The 17,568-nt window shown below is 69.7% G+C and carries 7 protein-coding genes; 5 read left to right on the forward strand and 2 right to left on the reverse strand.

Translation table 11 applies throughout. The features are described from left to right. Window positions 1-5: 5 nt before the first annotated feature. Both ACWKWX_RS17520 and ACWKWX_RS17525 read right to left on the reverse strand, forming a co-directional pair. The gene (locus ACWKWX_RS17520; protein ID WP_483828454.1) at window positions 6-1,607 is read right to left on the reverse strand and encodes an ABC transporter substrate-binding protein; all 1,602 of its coding nucleotides are present in this window, start codon (window positions 1,605-1,607) and stop codon (window positions 6-8) included. A gap of 144 nt (window positions 1,608-1,751) precedes the next feature. Beyond that, window positions 1,752-2,459 carry an SIMPL domain-containing protein gene (locus ACWKWX_RS17525; RefSeq protein WP_483828455.1) on the reverse strand — a complete coding sequence of 236 codons (708 nt, stop codon included), beginning with the start codon at window positions 2,457-2,459 and terminating at the stop codon, window positions 1,752-1,754. Between the two features lie 224 nt (window positions 2,460-2,683). Between ACWKWX_RS17525 and ACWKWX_RS17530 the strand changes: the two genes are divergently transcribed. Genes ACWKWX_RS17530 through ACWKWX_RS17550 form a run of 5 tightly spaced genes read left to right on the forward strand, consistent with a single transcriptional unit; the run spans window position 2,684 to window position 17,546 of the window. Beyond that, window positions 2,684-2,899, forward strand: coding sequence for an MbtH family protein (locus ACWKWX_RS17530; protein ID WP_473005379.1), 216 nt, complete (start codon window positions 2,684-2,686; stop codon window positions 2,897-2,899). Further along, window positions 2,899-3,612 carry a thioesterase II family protein gene (locus ACWKWX_RS17535; protein WP_483828456.1) on the forward strand — a complete coding sequence of 238 codons (714 nt, stop codon included), beginning with the start codon at window positions 2,899-2,901 and terminating at the stop codon, window positions 3,610-3,612. The genes ACWKWX_RS17530 and ACWKWX_RS17535 overlap by 1 nt, the downstream gene beginning before the upstream one ends. Window positions 3,613-3,628: 16 nt before the next feature. Further along, entirely contained in the window at window positions 3,629-8,833 is a 5,205-nt protein-coding gene (locus ACWKWX_RS17540; protein WP_483828457.1) for an amino acid adenylation domain-containing protein, read from the forward strand. Then, window positions 8,830-14,520, forward strand: a complete 5,691-nt coding sequence (locus ACWKWX_RS17545) for an amino acid adenylation domain-containing protein (RefSeq protein ID WP_483828458.1) — start codon at window positions 8,830-8,832, stop codon at window positions 14,518-14,520. The genes ACWKWX_RS17540 and ACWKWX_RS17545 overlap by 4 nt, the downstream gene beginning before the upstream one ends. Beyond that, on the forward strand, window positions 14,517-17,546 hold the full coding sequence (locus ACWKWX_RS17550) for a non-ribosomal peptide synthetase (protein ID WP_483828459.1): 3,030 nt from the start codon (window positions 14,517-14,519) through the stop codon (window positions 17,544-17,546). Before ACWKWX_RS17545 ends, ACWKWX_RS17550 begins: the two co-directional genes overlap by 4 nt. The last annotated feature ends 22 nt before the right edge of the window (window positions 17,547-17,568 follow it).

A 17,568-nucleotide genomic window follows, 5' to 3' on the forward strand; every position in this document is an offset into this window, starting at 1 on the left:
ACGATTTACTGTTGCACACTCACGCCATAGAACGGCGTGAGGCCGAACGGGCTGATGCGGAAGTCCTGCACTTCCTTGCGCATGGGCTGGAACACCGTGGAGTTGGCGATCGGGGTGATCGGCACCTGGGCCTTGAGGATGTGCTGGGCCTGCTGGTACAGCTTGATGCGCTCGTCGCGGTTGCTGCTCAGCTTGGCCTGCTGGATCAGCTTGTCGTAGGCCGGGTCGCACCACTTGGCGTAGTTGCTGCCCTTCACCGCCGCGCAGCTGTACAGCACGCCCAGCCAGTTGTCGGGGTCGCCGTTGTCGCCGGTCCAGCCGTAGATCATCACGTCATGCTCGCCGGCCTTGGCGCGCTTGATGTACTCGCCCCATTCATAGCTGACGATGTTGGCCTTGATGCCTACCTTGGCCCAGTCGTTCTGGATCATTTGCGCCGACATGCGCGCGTTGGGGTTGGACGCGCGCTGCACGGTCATGGCCCAGAGGTTGATGCTGGTGCCTTCCTTGACCCCGGCTTCCTTCAGCAGCTGGCGGGCCTTGGCCGGGTCGTAGGGGGCGTCCTTGATGGTCGGGTCGTAGGACCATTGCGCCGGTGGCAGGGCGTTCTGAGCCAGTTGGCCGGCGCTCTGGTACACCGCCTTGATGATGGCCGGCTTGTCGATGGCCATGTCCAGCGCCTGGCGCACTTTCAGCTGGTCCAGCGGCGCATGGGTGACGTTGTAGGCCAGGAAGCCCAGGTTGAAACCGGGCTGGCTCTGCACCTTCAGGTCGGGGTCCTGCTTGGCCACTTCGATGTCTTCGGGGCGCGGGTAGCCGCTGACCTGGCACTCGTTGCGCTTGAGCTTCTGCAGGCGCACGGCGGCGTCCGGGGTGATGGAGAAGATCAGGTTGTCGAGCTTCACATCCTCGGGCTTCCAGTAGTCCTTGTTGCCCACGTAGCGGATCTGCGCGTCCTTCTGGTAGCGCTTGAACACGAACGGGCCGGTGCCGATGGGCTTCTGGTTGATGTCGGCGGGCCGGCCTTCCTTGAGCAACTGGTTGGCGTACTCGGCCGACTGGATCGAGGCGAAGCTCATGGCCAGGTTCTGCACGAACGCGGCGTCGATGTGGTTGAGGGTGAACACCACGGTGTGGTCGTCGGTCTTGGTCACGGACTTGATGGTGGTGTTCAGGTCCATGTCGTTGAAGTACGGCGACTCCGACGGGTACGCCTTGCGGAACGGCTGCTCGGGGTTGAGCAGGCGTTCGAAGGTGAACAGCACGTCATCGGCGTCGAAGGTGCGGGTGGGCGTGAAGTAGTCGGTGGTGTGGAACTTCACCCCGTCGCGCAGGTGGAAGGTGTACACCAGGCCGTCCTTGGACACGTCCCAGGAGGTGGCCAGGCCCGGTTCCACCTCGGTGCCGCCGCGCTTGAACTGGGTCAGGCGGTTGAACACGGTTTCGGCCGAGGCATCGAAGTCGGTGCCGCTGGTGTACTGGCTGGGGTCGAAGCCGGCGGGGCTGGCTTCCGAGCAATAGACCAGGGTGCTGGCCGCCTGGGCCAGGGGCGCTGCGCCAAGCAGCGCGGCGGCGAGCAGCAGCGGGGTGAAGGCGGATTTGTCCATGAAAGCCTCTAGGGGAGTGAGTGCCTGGCAGATTACCTCGCCGAACACACTTGTGGGAGCTGGCTTGCCAGCGAGCTTCTAAATCCCCAAAGCTCGCTGGCAAGCCAGCTCCCACAAAACCTTCATCATTTGTGCCGGGCGGTGTTACGGCATCTGCACTTCAATGGCGCCGTCGGCGCTCATGGTCACCTGGCTGGTGCCGGCCTCCACTTCAGGCGCGGGCGCCGAGTCGGCCATGGCCGATTTCATCATCATCGCCGCGCGCGGGAACGGCTGCTGATAGCCGCTGCTGTTGAGGTTCATGCTCACCACCTTGTAACCCTTGCCACCCAGCGCCTCGGTGGCCAGTTGCGCACGGGCCTTGAACGCCGCCACGGCATCCTTCAGCAGGGCGTCTTCGCTCTGGGTGCGGGCCTTGGGCGAGATGGTGAAGTTCATGCCGCCCATCTTCAGGTCCTGCAGCAACTGCCCGGTCAGGGTCGACAGGGCAGGGAAGTCGGCGCTTTCCAGGCGCAGCTCGGCGCGCTCGCGCCAGCCGGTGATCTTCTGGCCCTTGTCGTCGTAGATGGGGTAGCTGTTGCGGCTGCCCTGGCTGATCTTCACTTCCTTCACTGCGCGGGCCTTGCCCAGCGCCTTGTTCATGGCCTCGGTGACCTGGGCGGCGAGCTTGGCCGGGTCGGCGTTCTGTTCCTCGCTGTACAGGGTCACCAGCATCAGGTCGCGGGGCACTTCCTGGCTGACCTCGGCGCGCAGGGAAACCTGGTTGTAGCGGGGTTCGTCGGCCAACGCGGGAAGGCTGGCCAGCAGGCCGGCGCCGAGGAGGAAGGCGGCGCTGCGACTGAGGGTGTGCATGGGGGGACTCCTTGTGGGCAAACCGATGAGACTGTAGTTCCACCCGGGCGGTTCAGCACGGATGTGTAACCGTTTGTGGCATGGAGCGCGTTAGCGAAACGTCCCACGCCATTATCAGAAACGCCTCTCATTAATTTTCCCTCTGGCTGACTCGTCACTTCGTTGTGGTTCCAAAGCCGTGCAAGCGGCAATCCCCCAGCAACGCAATACTGACGAGGTCGGCAATGGCTTTTGATCGCGAAGACACCGTGTTCACCGTGGTGGTGAACCACGAAGAGCAGTACTCCATCTGGCCCGAATACAAGGCCATTCCCCAGGGCTGGCGCGAAGCCGGCAAGAGCGGCCTGAAGGCCGAATGCCTGGCGTTCATCGAGGAAGTCTGGACCGACATGCGCCCGCTCAGCCTGCGCCAGCACATGGAACAGCAGGCGGCCCGCTGATGCGCCTGTACTGCCTGCCGTACTCGGGCGCCAGCGCCATGGTCTACGGCCGCTGGCGCCGCAGCCTGCCGGCCGACATCGAGGTGCGCCCGCTGGAGCTGCCCGGCCGCGGCCGGCGGTTCAGCGAGCCGCTGGCCACCGACATGGTGGCGCTGGCCCGCCAGCTGGCCGCCGAGATCAGCCCCGAGCTGGACCGCCCCTACGCCCTGTTCGGCCACAGCCTGGGCGGCCTGCTGGTGCACGAGCTGGCCCACGCCCTGCGCGAGCGTGGCTGCCCGCCGCCGCGCCTGCTGTTCGCCTCGGGCACCGCCGCGCCGTCGCTGCGTGACACCGAGCGCTTTGCCGCGGACAAGACCGACGCCCAGCTGATTGCTGACCTGCGCGAGCTCAACGGCACCCCCGAGGACATCCTCGCCAATGAAGAACTGATGCGCCTGACGCTGCCGGTGCTGCGCGCCGACTTCGCCCTGTGCGGCGGCTACCAGTACCGCCCGCGGGCACCGCTGGACTGCCCCATCCAGGTGCTGGCCGGGCGCCAGGACTCGACCACGCCTGGGCAGTTGCAGGCCTGGCGCCAGGAGACCACGGGCGGTTTCGACCTGAGCCTGTTCGACAGCGGCCACTTCTTCATCCACGACCAGGCCAGCGATGTCCTCGCGCTGCTCCAGGCCCGGCTGCAACCCCTGCTGCACCGTCACGCAACAGCCATTTGAACCAAAGGTGATCGAAATGACCGAGCGCTTCGCAAGCTCGTTGGTGGAATCCTTGCAGCAACGCGCGGCCGCAACGCCGGACCGCGAAGCGCTGCGCTTCCTGGTGGACGGTGAGGAGGCCTTCGAGGCGCTCAGTTACCGGCAGCTGGCACAGCGGGCCCAGGCCATCGCCGTGTGGCTGCGCCAGCAGGCGGGGGCCGGCGAGCGCGCGGTGCTGCTGTTCCCCAGTGGCCTGGACTACGTGGCCAGCTTCTACGGCTGCCTGCACGCCGGGGTCATCGCGGTGCCGGCCTACCCGCCGGAATCCACCCGCTCGCAGCACTTGCAGCGTCTGCAATCGATCATCGAAGACGCCCAGCCCAAGGTCATCCTCACCGACTCCACGGTGGCCGGCCTGCTGGGCGACAGTTTCGCCGGCAAGGTCCAGGTGCTGGCCGTGGACCAGGTGGAAACGAGCATGGCCGCCGACTGGCAGATGCCGCGGCTGGCCGCCGATGACATCGCCTTCCTGCAATACACCTCCGGCTCCACCTCGCGGCCCAAGGGCGTGCAGGTCAGCCACGGCAACCTGGTGGCCAACGAGCGCCTGATCGCCCACGGCTTCGGCATCAACGCCCAGGACACCCTGGTCAGCTGGCTGCCGCTGTACCACGACATGGGCCTGATCGGCGGCCTGCTGCAGCCCATCTACAGCGGCGTGCCCTGCGTGCTGATGTCGCCGCGGCACTTTCTCGAGCGCCCGGTGCGCTGGCTGCAGGCCATGACCCGCTACCAGGGCACCCTCAGCGGCGGCCCGGACTTCGCCTACCGCCTGTGCACCGAGCGCGTCGCCGACGCGGCGCTGGCGCAGCTCGACCTGCGCCACTGGCAGTTGGCGTACTCGGGCTCCGAGCCCATCCGCCGCGAGACCCTGCAAGGCTTCGCCCAGCGCTTCGCTCCCTGCGGCTTCCAGGATCGCGCCTACTTCGCCTGCTACGGCCTGGCCGAGGCGACCCTGTTCGTCACCGGCAGCCAACGTGGCCAGGGCATCGCCGTGGACGAATTCGACAGCCAGGCGCTGGCCGACAACCGCTTGCAGGCGGGCCTGGGCTCGCCGCTGGTGGACTGCGGCAGCGCCCAGCCCGGGCACGCCGTGCGCATCTGCGACCCGCAGCACGGCCAGCCGTTGGCCGACGGCCAGGTGGGCGAGATCTGGGCCAGCGGGCCGAGCATCGCCAAGGGCTACTGGCGCAACCCCGAGGCCAGCGCCCAGGCCTTCGTGCAGGCTGACGGCCAGGCCTGGCTGCGCACCGGTGACCTGGGCAGCCTGGTCCAGGGCCAGTTGCGGGTGACCGGGCGGCTGAAAGACATGCTCATCGTGCGTGGCCAGAACCTCTACCCCCAGGACCTCGAACGCGCCGTGGAAACCCACGTGGCCGCCGTGCGTCAGGGCCGGGTAGGGGTGTTCGCCATCGAGCACCAGGGCCGCGAGGCCATCGGCGTGGCCGCCGAGATCGGCCGCGGCACCCAGAACAAGATCAGCGCCCAGGCCCTGGCCGAGGCCATCCGCCTGGCCGTGGCCCAGGTCTGCCAGGAAGCCCCGGCGGTGGTCGCGCTGCTCAACCCCGGCGCGCTGCCCAAGACCTCCAGCGGCAAGCTGCAACGCTCCGCCTGCCGCGCCATGCTGCAGGACGGCAGCCTCGACAGCTACGCCATCGACCGCCTGGGCGAACAAGGCCAGGTGCAGGCCCAGGCCCGCGCCCCGCTGACCGCCAGCGAGCAACTGATTGCCCCGTTGTGGGCAGACTGCCTGGGCATCGAGCCGGGCGCCGCGGACAACTTCTTCGCCCTGGGCGGCAACTCCATCACCGCCGTGCAGATGCTCGCCCGCCTGCGCGACGAACAGGGTCGCGAGGTGGCCCTGCGCGACCTGTTCGAAGCACCGACCCTGGCCGAGTTCGCCGCCCTGGTGCAGCGCCAGCCCCTGGCCACCACCACCCAGGCCGCCCGCGCCGGCGATGGCGTCGCCGGCCAGCTGTCGCCGGCCCAGCAGCGCATGTGGCTGCAATGGCAGCTCGACCCTGAAGGCCACGCCTACAACATCCACGGCGCCGTGCAGCTGCAGGGCACGCTGGACCAGGCCGCGCTGCAGCAGGCCTTCGACCAGCTGGTAGCGCGCCACGAAAGCCTGCGCAGCCGCTTCGTCGAGGAGGGCGGCGAGGTGCGCCAGCAGGTCCTGCCGGCACTGCAAACGGCCATCGAGCCGCTGACCCTCGACGGCCAGGCCAGCAGCGCCCGCCAGCCGTTCGACCTGCGCCAGGGCCCGCTGCTGCGCGCCAGCCTGGCCACGCTGGGCGCCGACAGCTGGCGCCTGGCGCTCACCCTGCACCACATCATCGCCGACGGCTGGTCGATGAACCTGCTGCTGGCCGAACTCGCCGAGCACTACAACGCCCTGCGCCAACAGCGCCCGGTCACGCTGCCGGCACTACCGGTGCAATACCGCGACTTTGCCGCCTGGCAGCGCGATTGGCTGGCGGCCGGCGAGGCCCAGCGCCAACTGGCGTACTGGCAGGCGGAGTTGGGTAACGAACACCCGCGCCTGGCCCTGCCCACTGACCAGCCGCGCCCGGCGCAACCAAGCCTGGCCGGCGCCGAACTGGCCATCGCCCTGGAGCCTGCCCTGGCCTGGGCCTTGCGCCGCCTGGCGCAGCGCCATGGGGTAACGCTGCCGACCGTGCTGCTGGCCAGCTTCCAGGTGCTGCTGCACCGCTACAGCCAGCAGCCCGACGTGCGCGTCGGCTGCACCGTGGCCAACCGCAACCAGGCCCACACCCAGGCGCTGATCGGCTGCTTCGTCAACCTGCTGGTGCTGCGCGCCGACCTGTCGGCCAACCCCTCGTTCAGCGCGCTGCTGGCCCAGGTGCACGAGCGCGCCTTGCAGGCCCAGGCCCACCAGGACCTGCCGTTCGATGCGCTGGTGGAAGCGTTGCAACCGCAGCGCACGCCGGGCGAACACCCACTGTTCCAGGTCGCGTTCGACCACCAGTGGCTCAACGACGACGTGCAGTTCGACGGCCTGCAGGTGCAGGCCCTGGGCCAGGAAGCCCTGGCCACCCAGTTCGACCTGATTCTGCACACCGTGGAGCGCGCCGAGCAGTTGTCGGCGTCCTTCACCTACCGCCTCGACCTGTTCAGCGCCGCCACCGCCGCCCAGTTGGCCCGGCATTGGCGCGCGCTGCTGCAGGAGCTGGTGGCGCAACCCGAACAGCCGCTGGCGCAGTTGCCGCTGCTGGGCGAGGACGAACAAGCGCAACTGCTGGCGCAGTGGAACCCGCAGCCCCAGGCCTTCGAACCCGCGCAGAGCCTGCATGGCCTGATCGCCGAACAAGCCCGCCGCCATCCCGTTGCGGTAGCCGTGCGCTTCGACGACCAGCACCTGACCTACGCCGAGCTCGACCAACGCGCCAACCGCCTGGCCTGGCGCCTGCGCGAGCAGGGCGTTGGCCCCGACGTGCTGGTGGGCCTGGCCGCCGAGCGCTCGCTGGAGCTGATCGTCGGCCTACTGGCGATTCTCAAGGCCGGCGGCGCCTACCTGCCGCTGGACCCGGACTACCCCGCCGACCGCCTGGCCTACATGCAGGCCGACAGCGGCATCGCCCTGCTGCTGATCCAGGACCACCTGCAACAGCGCCTGCCCGTGGTCGACGGCGTGCAGCGCCTGGGCTTCGCCAGCGACGGCTACCCCGACACCGCGCCGCCCGTGGCGGCAGGCCCCCGGCACCTGGCCTACTGCATCTACACCTCCGGTTCCACCGGCTCGCCCAAGGGCGTGCTGATCGAGCACGCCAATGTGCTGCGGCTGTTCCAGGCCAGCGAGGCGGTGCTGCCGTTCGACCATCGCGACGTGTGGACGCTGTTCCACTCCTACGCCTTCGACTTCTCGGTGTGGGAGATTTTCGGCGCGCTGCTGCACGGCGGCACGCTGGTTGTCGTGCCGTACTACGTCAGCCGCGAGCCACGGGCCTTCGCCGAGCTGCTGCGCGAGCAGGGCGTGACCGTGCTCAACCAGACCCCCTCGGCGTTCCGCCAACTGATGGTACCGCTGCTGGCCAGCCCTGAAGGCCTGCCGGCGCTGCGCACGGTGATCTTCGGTGGCGAAGCCCTGGAAGTCAGCAGCCTGCAGCCCTGGTTCGCGCGCTTCGGCGACCGCCAGCCGCGGCTGATCAACATGTACGGCATCACCGAGACCACCGTCCACGTGACCTTCCGCGAGCTGACCCAGGCCGACCTGCGCAGCAGCGCCAGCCCCATCGGCCTGCCTCTGCCGGACCTCGCCTGGTACTTCCTCGACGCCAGCCTGCAACCGGTGCCGCCTGGCGTGGTGGGCGAGCTGTATATCGGCGGTGCGGGCCTGGCCCGTGGCTACCTGAAGCGCCCCGGCCTGAGCGCCGAACGCTTCATGGCCGACCCCTTCAGCGCCACGCCGGGCGCGCGCATGTACCGCACCGGCGACCTTGCCAGCTTTAGCGCCGATGGCCAGGTGCAGTACCTGGGGCGTATCGACCACCAGGTCAAACTGCGCGGCTTCCGCATTGAACTGGGCGAGATCGAGGCGCGCCTGCGCGACCAGCCCCAGGTGCGCGACGCCGCCGTGCTGCTGCGTGCCGACGCCCAGGGCGAACAGCGCCTGGTGGGCTTCGTGGTGGCCGCCGAGCCGTGGCCCGACGCTGCGCAGGCGCTGTTGCAGCTGCGCCAGCAGCTCAAGGCCAGCCTGCCGCTGCACATGGTGCCGGCGCAGTTGCAGCAGCTCGACAGCCTGCCGCTGACCGCCAACGGCAAGCTCGACCAGCGCGCCCTGCACCTGGACGAAAACGCCTGGTTGCAACAGGCCTACGTGGCGCCCCGCACCGCCACCGAACAGGCCCTGGCTGCCATCTGGCAGAGCCTGCTGAACGTCGAGCAGGTGGGCCTGCACGACAACTTCTTCGAGCTGGGCGGTCATTCGTTGCTGGCCACGCAGCTGGCCTCGCGTATCGAGGTGCAATTCCAGCGGCGCCTGGACCTGCGCCAGGTGTTCGAAGCCGCCGACCTGCAAGCGTTGGCCGCAGCCCTGGACGCCGGCGAGGCGCTGCCCGACCAGGACGCCCTGGCCGATGAGGTGCTGGCGCTGATGCAGAGCCTGCAAGGTTTGTCCGAGGAAGAGCTGGCCCTGCTGGCCGCCGAGAAGAGCGACTCATGAACAAGGTGCTCGAATCGTTGCAAACCCTGAGCCTGGCCCAGCGCAAGGCGCTGGCGGCAGTGATGGCGAAGAAGGGCATCGACCTGTTCCGCCAGCTGCCGATCCCACGGGTGCCCCGTGACGCGCCGCTGGCGCTGTCCTTCGCGCAGCAGCGCCTGTGGTTCCTGCAACAGCTGGAGCCCGCCAGCGCCGCCTATGTGATCCCCGGCGCCCTGCGCCTCACCGGGCCGCTGGACGAGGCGGCGTTGCAGGCGGCGCTGGACCAGTTGCTGGCCCGCCACGAGCCGCTGCGCAGCCGTATCCAGGCCGAAGCCGGGGTGCCGGTGCAGCAGGTCCAGGCGCCGGCGCCGCTGCAGTTGACCCGTTGGGACCTCAGCGCGCTGCCGGTGGGCGAGCGCGAGATACGCCTTGAACAACTGCTCGACGCCGAAGCCGCGCGGCCCTTCGACCTGGCCCGCGACTGCCTGCTGCGCGGCGCGCTGATCAAGCTGGCGGCGGGCGAGCAGGTGCTGGCCCTGGCGGTGCACCACATCGTCGCCGATGGCTGGTCCATCAACCTGCTGATCCAGGAACTGACCCAGCTGTACCCGGCCCTGCGCCAGGGCACGCCACTGCAACTGCCGGCGCCTGCGTTGTACTACGCCGACTTCGCCCAGTGGCAACGGCACTGGCTGGAGTCGGGGGAGGGCGACCGCCAACTGAACTGGTGGAAGCAGCGCCTGGGCGACGAGCATCCGCCCTTGGCGTTGCCGTTGGACCGGCCACGGCCGGCGCAGCGCAGCGAGCGCGGCGGCAGCCTCGAATTTGCCCTGCCCACGGCCATGGCCCGGCAGCTGGAACAACTGGCCGAACGCTCGCGGGTCACGGTGTTCAGCGTGCTGCTGGCGGCGTTCAAGGCGCTGTTGTACCGCTACAGCGGCCAGCCGGCGATCCAGGTCGGCGTGCCCCTGGCCGGGCGCAACCGCAGCGAGCTGGAACCGCTGGTTGGGCTGTTCGTCAACACCCAGGTGCTGCGCAGCGAGGTCAGCGGCGCCCTGCCGTTCGCCACCTTGCTGGCCCAGGTGCAGGCCACGGCGGTGGAGGCCCAGCAGTACCAGGACCTGCCATTCGAAATGCTCGTCGACGCCCTGCAACCCGAGCGCAGCGCCAGCCACACGCCGTTGTTCCAGGTGCTGTTCAACCATCAGCGCCAGGGCGCGCTGGGCGCACGGCGGCTGGATGAGCAGGTGCAGATGGTGCTGGTGGAGCGCGAGCGCCGTGCGCAGAAATTCGACCTGACCCTGAGCACCGAACAGCGCGGCAGCGGCGAGATTCTCGCCAGCCTGGGCTTCAGCGCCGACGTGTTCGAGCGCGCCACGGTAGCGCGTCTGCAACAGCACTACTTGGCCGTGTTGAGCCAAGTGCTGGCACAGCCGTCGCTGCGCCTGGCCGATCTCGACCTGTTGCAGGGCGAGGCACCGCCACCGCAGTGGGGTGAAGCACTGCAGCAGCCGCAAGCGTCGGTGCTGCAGCTGTTCGACCAGCAGGTGCGCGAGCAGCCCGCCAGCATCGCCCTGATGCACGGCGGCCAGGCCTACACCTTCGCCTGGCTCGACCAGGCCGCCAACCGCGTCGCCCAGGCGCTGCTGACCCAAGGCTGCCAGCCCGGCGAGCGCGTACCGCTGGTGTGCGGCCGCAGCCCGGCGCTGGTGGCAGGGCTGCTGGGGGTGATGAAAGCCGGTGGCGCCTATGTGCCGCTGGAGTCGCAGACGCCGATCGGGCGGCTGCAGCAGATCTGCGCCGACCTGCAGGCCCGCCGCGTGCTGGCCTGCACCGAGCAACCCGAGCTGGCGCTGCCGCTGGTTCGCCTCGATCACCTGCTGGCCGCCACCGAGCCCGTGCCTGCGGTGCAGCCTGTCAGCCACGGGCTGCAACCGGCCTACCTGATCTTCACCTCAGGCTCCACCGGCCGGCCCAAGGGCGTGGTCATCAGCCACGGCGCCCTGGCCAATTACGTGCAAGGTCTGCTGCAACGCGTGGCGCTGGCGCCCGAGGCGAGCATGGCCATGGTCTCCACCGTGGCCGCCGACCTTGGCCACACCGTGCTGTTCGGCGCACTGTGCAGCGGCCGCACCCTGCACCTGCTGGACAACGACCAGGCCCGCGACCCGCAACTGTTCGCCGACTACCTCAGCCAGCACCGGGTAGGCGTGCTGAAAATTGTCCCCAGCCACTTGCACAGCCTGCTGGTGGCCGGCCACGAGGCGGCGGCGCTGCCCTGGCATGCGCTGATTCTCGGCGGTGAGGCCTGCGAGCCGGCGCTGCTGCAGCGCATTGCCCAGGCACGCCCGGCCTGCCGTATCTTCAACCACTACGGGCCGTCGGAAACCACCGTCGGCGTGCTGGCCGGCGCGGTGCTGGACGTCAGCACGCGGGCACCCCTGGGGCGCCCGCTGGCCGGCAGCAGCGTGCACGTGCTGGACGTCGACCTCAACCCGCTGCCAGTGGGCGTGGTGGGTGAGCTGTACATTGGCGGCGCAGGGCTGGCCCAGGGGTACCAGGGCCAGCCGGGGCAAAGCGCCGAGCGCTTCGTGCCCAACCCCTTCGGCGCCCCTGGCTCGCGCCTGTACCGCAGCGGCGACCGCGTGCGCTGGAACGCCCAGGGGCAGTTGGAGTACCTGGGCCGCCAGGACCATCAGGTCAAGGTGCGCGGCTTCCGTATCGAGCTGGCCGAAGTGCAGGCGCAAATCGCCGCCCATGCGGCAGTCCAGCAGTGCGCGGTGATCCTCGGCGCGGGCCAGTTGCTGGCCTACGTGGTGCTGGCGCAAGGCGCCACGTTGGACGCGATCAAGGCCGACCTGACGCGCTGGCTGCCCGACTACATGCAACCGGCGCACTGGCAGCTGCTGGCGGCGTTGCCGGTGACGGCCAACGGCAAGCTCGACAGCAAGGCGCTGCCGGCACCGGTGCTGCACAGCCGCAGCAGCGAGCAACCAATCACGGCCCATGAGCAACGCCTGGCGCAGCTGTGGCAGGACTTGCTGGGGCTGGAAGGCGTGAGCCGCGACGGTCACTTCTTCGAACTGGGCGGGCATTCCCTGCTGGCCACGCAGCTGGTGGCGCGGGTGCGCGAGCAGTTCGACGTGGCCCTGGCGCTGCGCGAAGTGTTCGACACCCCGCGCCTGGACCAGCTGGCCGCGCGCATCGCCGCGCTGGCCGGCGATACTGCCCCTGCACTGCCGGCGCTGGCCGCCGAGCCGCGCCAGGGTGTGCTGCCGCTGTCCCTGGCCCAGCAGCGCCTGTGGGTGGTGGACCGCCTCAGCGGCGGCCAGTCCGACGCCTACAACATGAGCGGCCGCCTGCAACTGGACGGCCCGCTGGACCGTCAACGGCTGGTGGCCGCCCTCGACCTGCTGGTGGCGCGCCATGAAGTGCTGCGCAGCCACTACCCCGAGGACGACAACGGCGACCCGCACACCCAGGTGCTCGACGCCCTCACGCTCGACGTGCCGTTCGCCGACTTGTCGATGCTGGCCGTGGACGAGCGTGAGCAACTGGCGCGCCAGGCCTCGCTGGACGACGCCCGGCAGCCCTTCGACCTGCTGGCCGGGCCGCTGCTGCGCGCGCGCTTGCTGCGCCTAAGCGAGCAACGGCACCTGCTGCTGTTCAGCCTGCACCACATCGTCGGTGACGGCTGGTCGGTGGGCATCCTTATCCGTGAATTCGCCGAGGCCTACCGCGCCCTCGGCGCCCAGCGCGCGCCGCAGTGGGCGCCGCTGCCGGTGCAGTACCTGGACTTTGCCATCCACCAGCAACGCTGGCTGGCCAGCGACGCCTTCAGCCGCGAACGCGGGTTCTGGCAGGCGCGGCTGGAAGGGGCGCCGAAGGTGCTGGCGCTGCCCACCGACTTCCCGCGCCCGGCCGTGGCCTCCACCGCCGGTGCCGAGCATCTGCTGCGCATCGACGCGGCGCAGTACGCGCAGATCGAGGCGCACTGCCGCAGCGCCGGGGTCACGCCGTTCATGTGGTTGCTGGCCAGCTTCCAGTGGCTGCTGCACCGGGTGGCCGGCACCGACGACCTGCTATTGGGCACCGACCTTGCCGGCCGCCAGCAGCAGGCGCTGGAGGGCCTGATCGGCTTCTTCGTCAACGTCCTGCCGCTGCGCTCGCGCACCGTGCCAGGCATGACCTTCGAGGCGCTGCTGGCCCAGGCCCGTGACAGCGCCCTGGCCACCTTCGAGCACCAGCAGCTGCCGTTCGACCGCATCGTCGAAGCCGTGGGCGTGCCCCGCGACCGCAGCCGCAACCCGCTGGTGCAGGTGCTGTTCGTGCTGCAGAACACCCCCAAGGGCCAGTTCGACATCGACGGCCTGCACATCCAGCGCCTGGAAGCGCTGGAGCACAGCTCCAAGTTCGACATGGGCCTGTTCCTCGAGCCCGAAAGCGACGGCCTGCGGGTGCGCTGGGCCTACGCCAGCGGCCTGTTCAGCGCCGCTCGCATCCAGCGCCTGGCCCAGGCCTGGCTGCAACTGATTGCCCTGGCGATTGCTTCGCCCCACACCCCGCTGGAGGAGTTCACCGTGCACGACAGCAGCGAAACCCCCGTTGGCCGCGATGCGCCGGCCATGGGCAACAAGCTCGACAAACTGAAAAAATTCATGAAGCAGCCGGCAGCCAGGCCCCAGGGCCCGCGTGAGCTGATCAAGACCCGGCCCATCGAGCCTGGCAAAGTGTTCCCGCTGCTGATCGAACCGGCCAGCCCGGACCTCGACGCCCTGGCCTGGGCCGCCGCCCACCGCGACCAGGTCGAGGCCCTGCTGCGCCGCCACGGCGGCCTGGTGCTGCGCAACTTCGGCGTGGTTACCCCGGCTGATTTCGAGGCCTTCGCCGAAGCCCTGCAGCCAGGCCTTTACGGCGCCTACGGCGACCTGCCGAAGAAGGAGGGCGGGCGCAACACCTACCGCTCCACGCCGTTCCCCGAGCGGCAGATGATCCTGTATCACAACGAAAGCGCGCACCTGGACCGCTGGCCGCGCAAGCAGTGGTTCTTCTGCGAACTGCCGTCGGCCATCGGTGGCTGCACACCCATCGTCGACTGCCGCGAGCTGTACCGGCGCCTGCCGGCCGACGTCGCCCAGCGCTTCGAACAGCGCGGCCTGCTGTACGTGCGCACCTTCCTGCAGAACCTCGACGTCAGCTGGCAGCACTTCTTCAAGACCGCTGACCGCGCCGAAGTGGAAGCGCGCTGCGAGGCCGGCGGCATCGACTACCGCTGGCTGGGCGACGACGAACTGCAGACCCGCACCCGCGCCCCGGCGGTGATCGTCCACCCGCTGACCGGTGAGCGTTCGTTCTTCAACCAGGTGCAGTTGCACCACATCTTCTGCCTGGAACCCGACGTGCGCAGCGACCTGCTGGACATGCTGGGCCTGGAGCGCATGCCGCGCAACGTCTACTACGGCGACGGTACGCCCATCGAGGACGAGGTGATGGAGTTGCTCGGCCGCCTGTACGAAGAATGCGCGGTGCGTTTCGACTGGCAGCAGGGTGACGTGGTAATGCTCGACAACATGATCGCCGCCCACGCCCGCGACCCCTACGAGGGGCCGCGCAAGATCGTCGTCGCCATGGGCGACATGTATGACCGCGCACGCCTGCAACAAGAGCGTGCCGCCCTGGCCCAAGCGCCCCTGGAGACTGTGCAATGAGCGAAGTGATGGAACTCGAACACCTGGCCCTGAGCCCGGAACAGCGGGCTGCCCAGGACGCCGGTGGCGAGCCGCAGGTGCTGTGGCTGGGCACTGCGGCCGCTGTCGACGCCCAGGCCCTGCGCCAGGGCTTCGAGCGCGCGGTGCGCGGGCAGTGGAGCCTGAACTGCCGCTTCAGCCAGCAGCCCGGCTACCGCGGCCTGCGCCAGCAGGCCCTGGAAGCGCCCGGTAGCGGCCGCTGGCAGTTCACCGATCTGCGCGGCGTGGCCGACGCCCAGGCGGCGCTGCACGGCGAACCGCCGGCGTTCGACCTCAGCCGCGGCGACGTGGTGGCCGCCCAGCTGTTTGCCGTGGCCGACAACGACTGGCGCCTGTGCCTGCGCGCCAGCGCCCTGGTGGCTGACGCCGGCAGCCTGCGCCTGCTGGCACGGCTGATGGTCGAAGAAGCGCTGGCCGAAGACGAGGAGAGCGGCCATTTCGGCCAGTTCGTCGAATGGCGCCAGGCCATGGCTGAAGACGAAGATGCCCCCGCCGGGCAAGCCTATTGGGCCGAGCACCTGCGCGCGGCGGGTGCCGGGCAGGCGCTGCAATTGCCCCTGCGCCGCCTGCACGGCCAGGCCGGCCAGGACCAGGCGTTCAGCGCCTTGGGCAGCGAACAGGTGCATGGCCTCAACGCCCTGGCTGAAAGCCGCCAGGTGCCCGTCGACAGCCTGTTGCAGGCGGCCTGGTGGGCGCTGCTGGCACGCATCGGCGGCCAGGGCCAGCTGCTGGGCGGCTGGCTGCACGACTGCCGCGCCGACTACGACTTTTTCGCCGCCAGCACCGGGGTCTACGAAAAGACCCTGCCGCTGGCGCTGAGCCTCGACAGCCGCCAGCCGTTCGCGCGCTGGCTGGCCGAGTGCAGTGCGTTGCTGGACAGCCATCGCGGCTGGCAGGAACACGCCCCGGCGCAATTGCGCAGCGACTGCTTGCGGGCCGGTTTCAGCGTCGAGGCCGCGGTGCCGGCCGGCTGGCGTGCGCTCGGCGCGCGGCCGTCGCCCTTCGAACTGGCCCTGCAGGTGCACCAGGACGCCCACGGCCAGGTCAGCGGCCTGGGGCTGTCGGCGGACCTGCGGCACTACCGCCCCGGCGACGCCCACGGCCTGTTGCAGCAGTACCTGCAACTGCTGGAGCGCCTGCCCGATGGCCTCGACCAGAGCATCGAGCGGCTGCTGGAGCCGACGGTGGCTGACGCGCGCCTGCCCGGCCCGGTGCAGACCTTCGGCGAAGGCAGCCCCCTGGCGCGCATCGCCCACTGGGCAGCGGTGGCGCCCAACGCCGCAGCGCTGCAAGGCGCCGATGGCGTGCTCACCTACAGCCAGCTCGAGCAACGTATCGAACAACTGGCGAGCACCTTGCACGCCCAGGGCGCCGGCCCCGAGACCATCGTCGCCCTGGCGCTGCCACGCTCCACCGAGCTGGTGATCGCCGCCTTGGCCGTGATGCGCAGCGGCGCCGCCTACCTGCCGCTGGACCCGCAGTGGCCGCAGGGCCGGCGCCAGCAACTGGCCGACGCCGCCAAGCCGCTGCTGGTCATCGGTGCCGACGCGGCGCTGGCCGGCCACCGCCAGCTGTCGTGGCAGGCCTGGGGTGAGCTGCCAGCGACGGCCGCAGCGCTGCCGCTGCCCACGCCGCACCAGGCTGCCTACGTGCTGTTCACCTCCGGCTCCACCGGCCAGCCCAAGGGCGTGGTCATCGAGCATCAACAGTTGCACAACTACGTCCAGGCGGTCAGCCAGGCCCTGGACCTGCGCGCTTGCCAGCGCTTTGCACTGACCTCCACGGTGGCCGCCGACCTGGGCAACACCTGCCTGTTCGGCGCCTTCGAGCAGGGCGCTTGCCTGGTGGTCGCCAGCACCGAGGACATGCAGGACGCGCCGTCCTTCGCGCGGTTCCTGGCGGCCCAGCGCATCGACTGCCTGAAGATGGTGCCGTCGCACCTGGCGGCCCTGCTCGATGACCAGGGCGGGGCATTGCCGGCCACGGTCATCCTCGGCGGCGAAGCCACCACGCCAGCGCTGGCCGAACGCATTCGAGCGCAGTCGCCGGCCACGCGCCTGTTCAACCATTACGGCCCCACCGAAGCCACGGTCGGCGTGCTCTACCAGGCAGTGGCGGGTGACCCGCTGGTGCTGGGCGGGGTGCTGGCCAACAACGTCGCCACCCTGCTGGACGAGGAGGGCCGCCGCGTGCCGGTGGGGGCCATCGGCGAGCTGTACCTGGGCGGCGCGCAGCTATGCCGGGGTTACCTGAGCGGCGACGAATCGTCGTTCATTGCCGACCCCGAGCAACCCGGCCAGCGCCTGTACCGCACTGGCGACCGCGCCGTGCGCCGCCACGATGGCGCGCTGGAGCTGCGTGGCCGTGGTGACGGCCAGGTGAAGATCCGTGGTTTCCGCGTGGAAGTGGGCGAGGTCGAGGCCACCCTGCAAGCCCTGGGGGAAGCCGCGGTGAAAGTGCTGCACGATGCTGATGGCGAAGCCAGCCTGGTGGCCTACGTGGTGGGCGACGAAGCCGCGCTGCGCCAGCAGCTGGAGGCGCGCCTGCCCGACGCCATGCGCCCGGCGCGCTACGTGCGGCTGACCAGCCTGCCGCGCCTGGCCAACGGCAAGATCGACCGCCAGGCACTCCCCGCCGTGCAGCCCGACCTTGCCAGTGGCCGCGCCCCGCGCGACGCCCTGGAGACCCTGCTGGTCGGCCACATGGCCGAACTGCTGGGGCGCGAGAGCCTGGACATCGACAGCGACTTCTTCGAGGCCGGCGGCCATTCGTTGACCGTGATCAAACTGGTGGCGGCGATCCGCAAGGGCCTGCAACTGGAAGTGCCGCCGGGCATCGTCTTCGACCACCCCAGCGTGGTGGCCCTGGCCGCCGCCCTGCGCGAACGCGAGAGCGCGCCGGGGCAGTTGGAAAAAGCGGCTGGGCTGCGCTTGAAGTTGCAGGCGTTGAACCCTGCGCAGCGCGAGGCGTTGCTTAACCGCCGGTGATTTTTGATTGGGGGATGGCTAC

This window comes from Pseudomonas imperatae (genome assembly GCF_057128625.1).

Excerpts from the sequence above, each read along its gene's own strand:
- ACWKWX_RS17520 (WP_483828454.1), bottom strand. The coding sequence starts at position 1,607 with ATGGACAAATCCGCCTTCACCCCGCTGCTGCTCGCCGCCGCGCTGCTT.
- ACWKWX_RS17525 (WP_483828455.1), bottom strand. The coding sequence starts at position 2,459 with ATGCACACCCTCAGTCGCAGCGCCGCCTTCCTCCTCGGCGCCGGCCTG.
- ACWKWX_RS17530 (WP_473005379.1), top strand. The coding sequence starts at position 2,684 with ATGGCTTTTGATCGCGAAGACACCGTGTTCACCGTGGTGGTGAACCAC.
- ACWKWX_RS17535 (WP_483828456.1), top strand. The coding sequence starts at position 2,899 with ATGCGCCTGTACTGCCTGCCGTACTCGGGCGCCAGCGCCATGGTCTAC.
- ACWKWX_RS17540 (WP_483828457.1), top strand. The coding sequence starts at position 3,629 with ATGACCGAGCGCTTCGCAAGCTCGTTGGTGGAATCCTTGCAGCAACGC.
- ACWKWX_RS17545 (WP_483828458.1), top strand. The coding sequence starts at position 8,830 with ATGAACAAGGTGCTCGAATCGTTGCAAACCCTGAGCCTGGCCCAGCGC.
- ACWKWX_RS17550 (WP_483828459.1), top strand. The coding sequence starts at position 14,517 with ATGAGCGAAGTGATGGAACTCGAACACCTGGCCCTGAGCCCGGAACAG.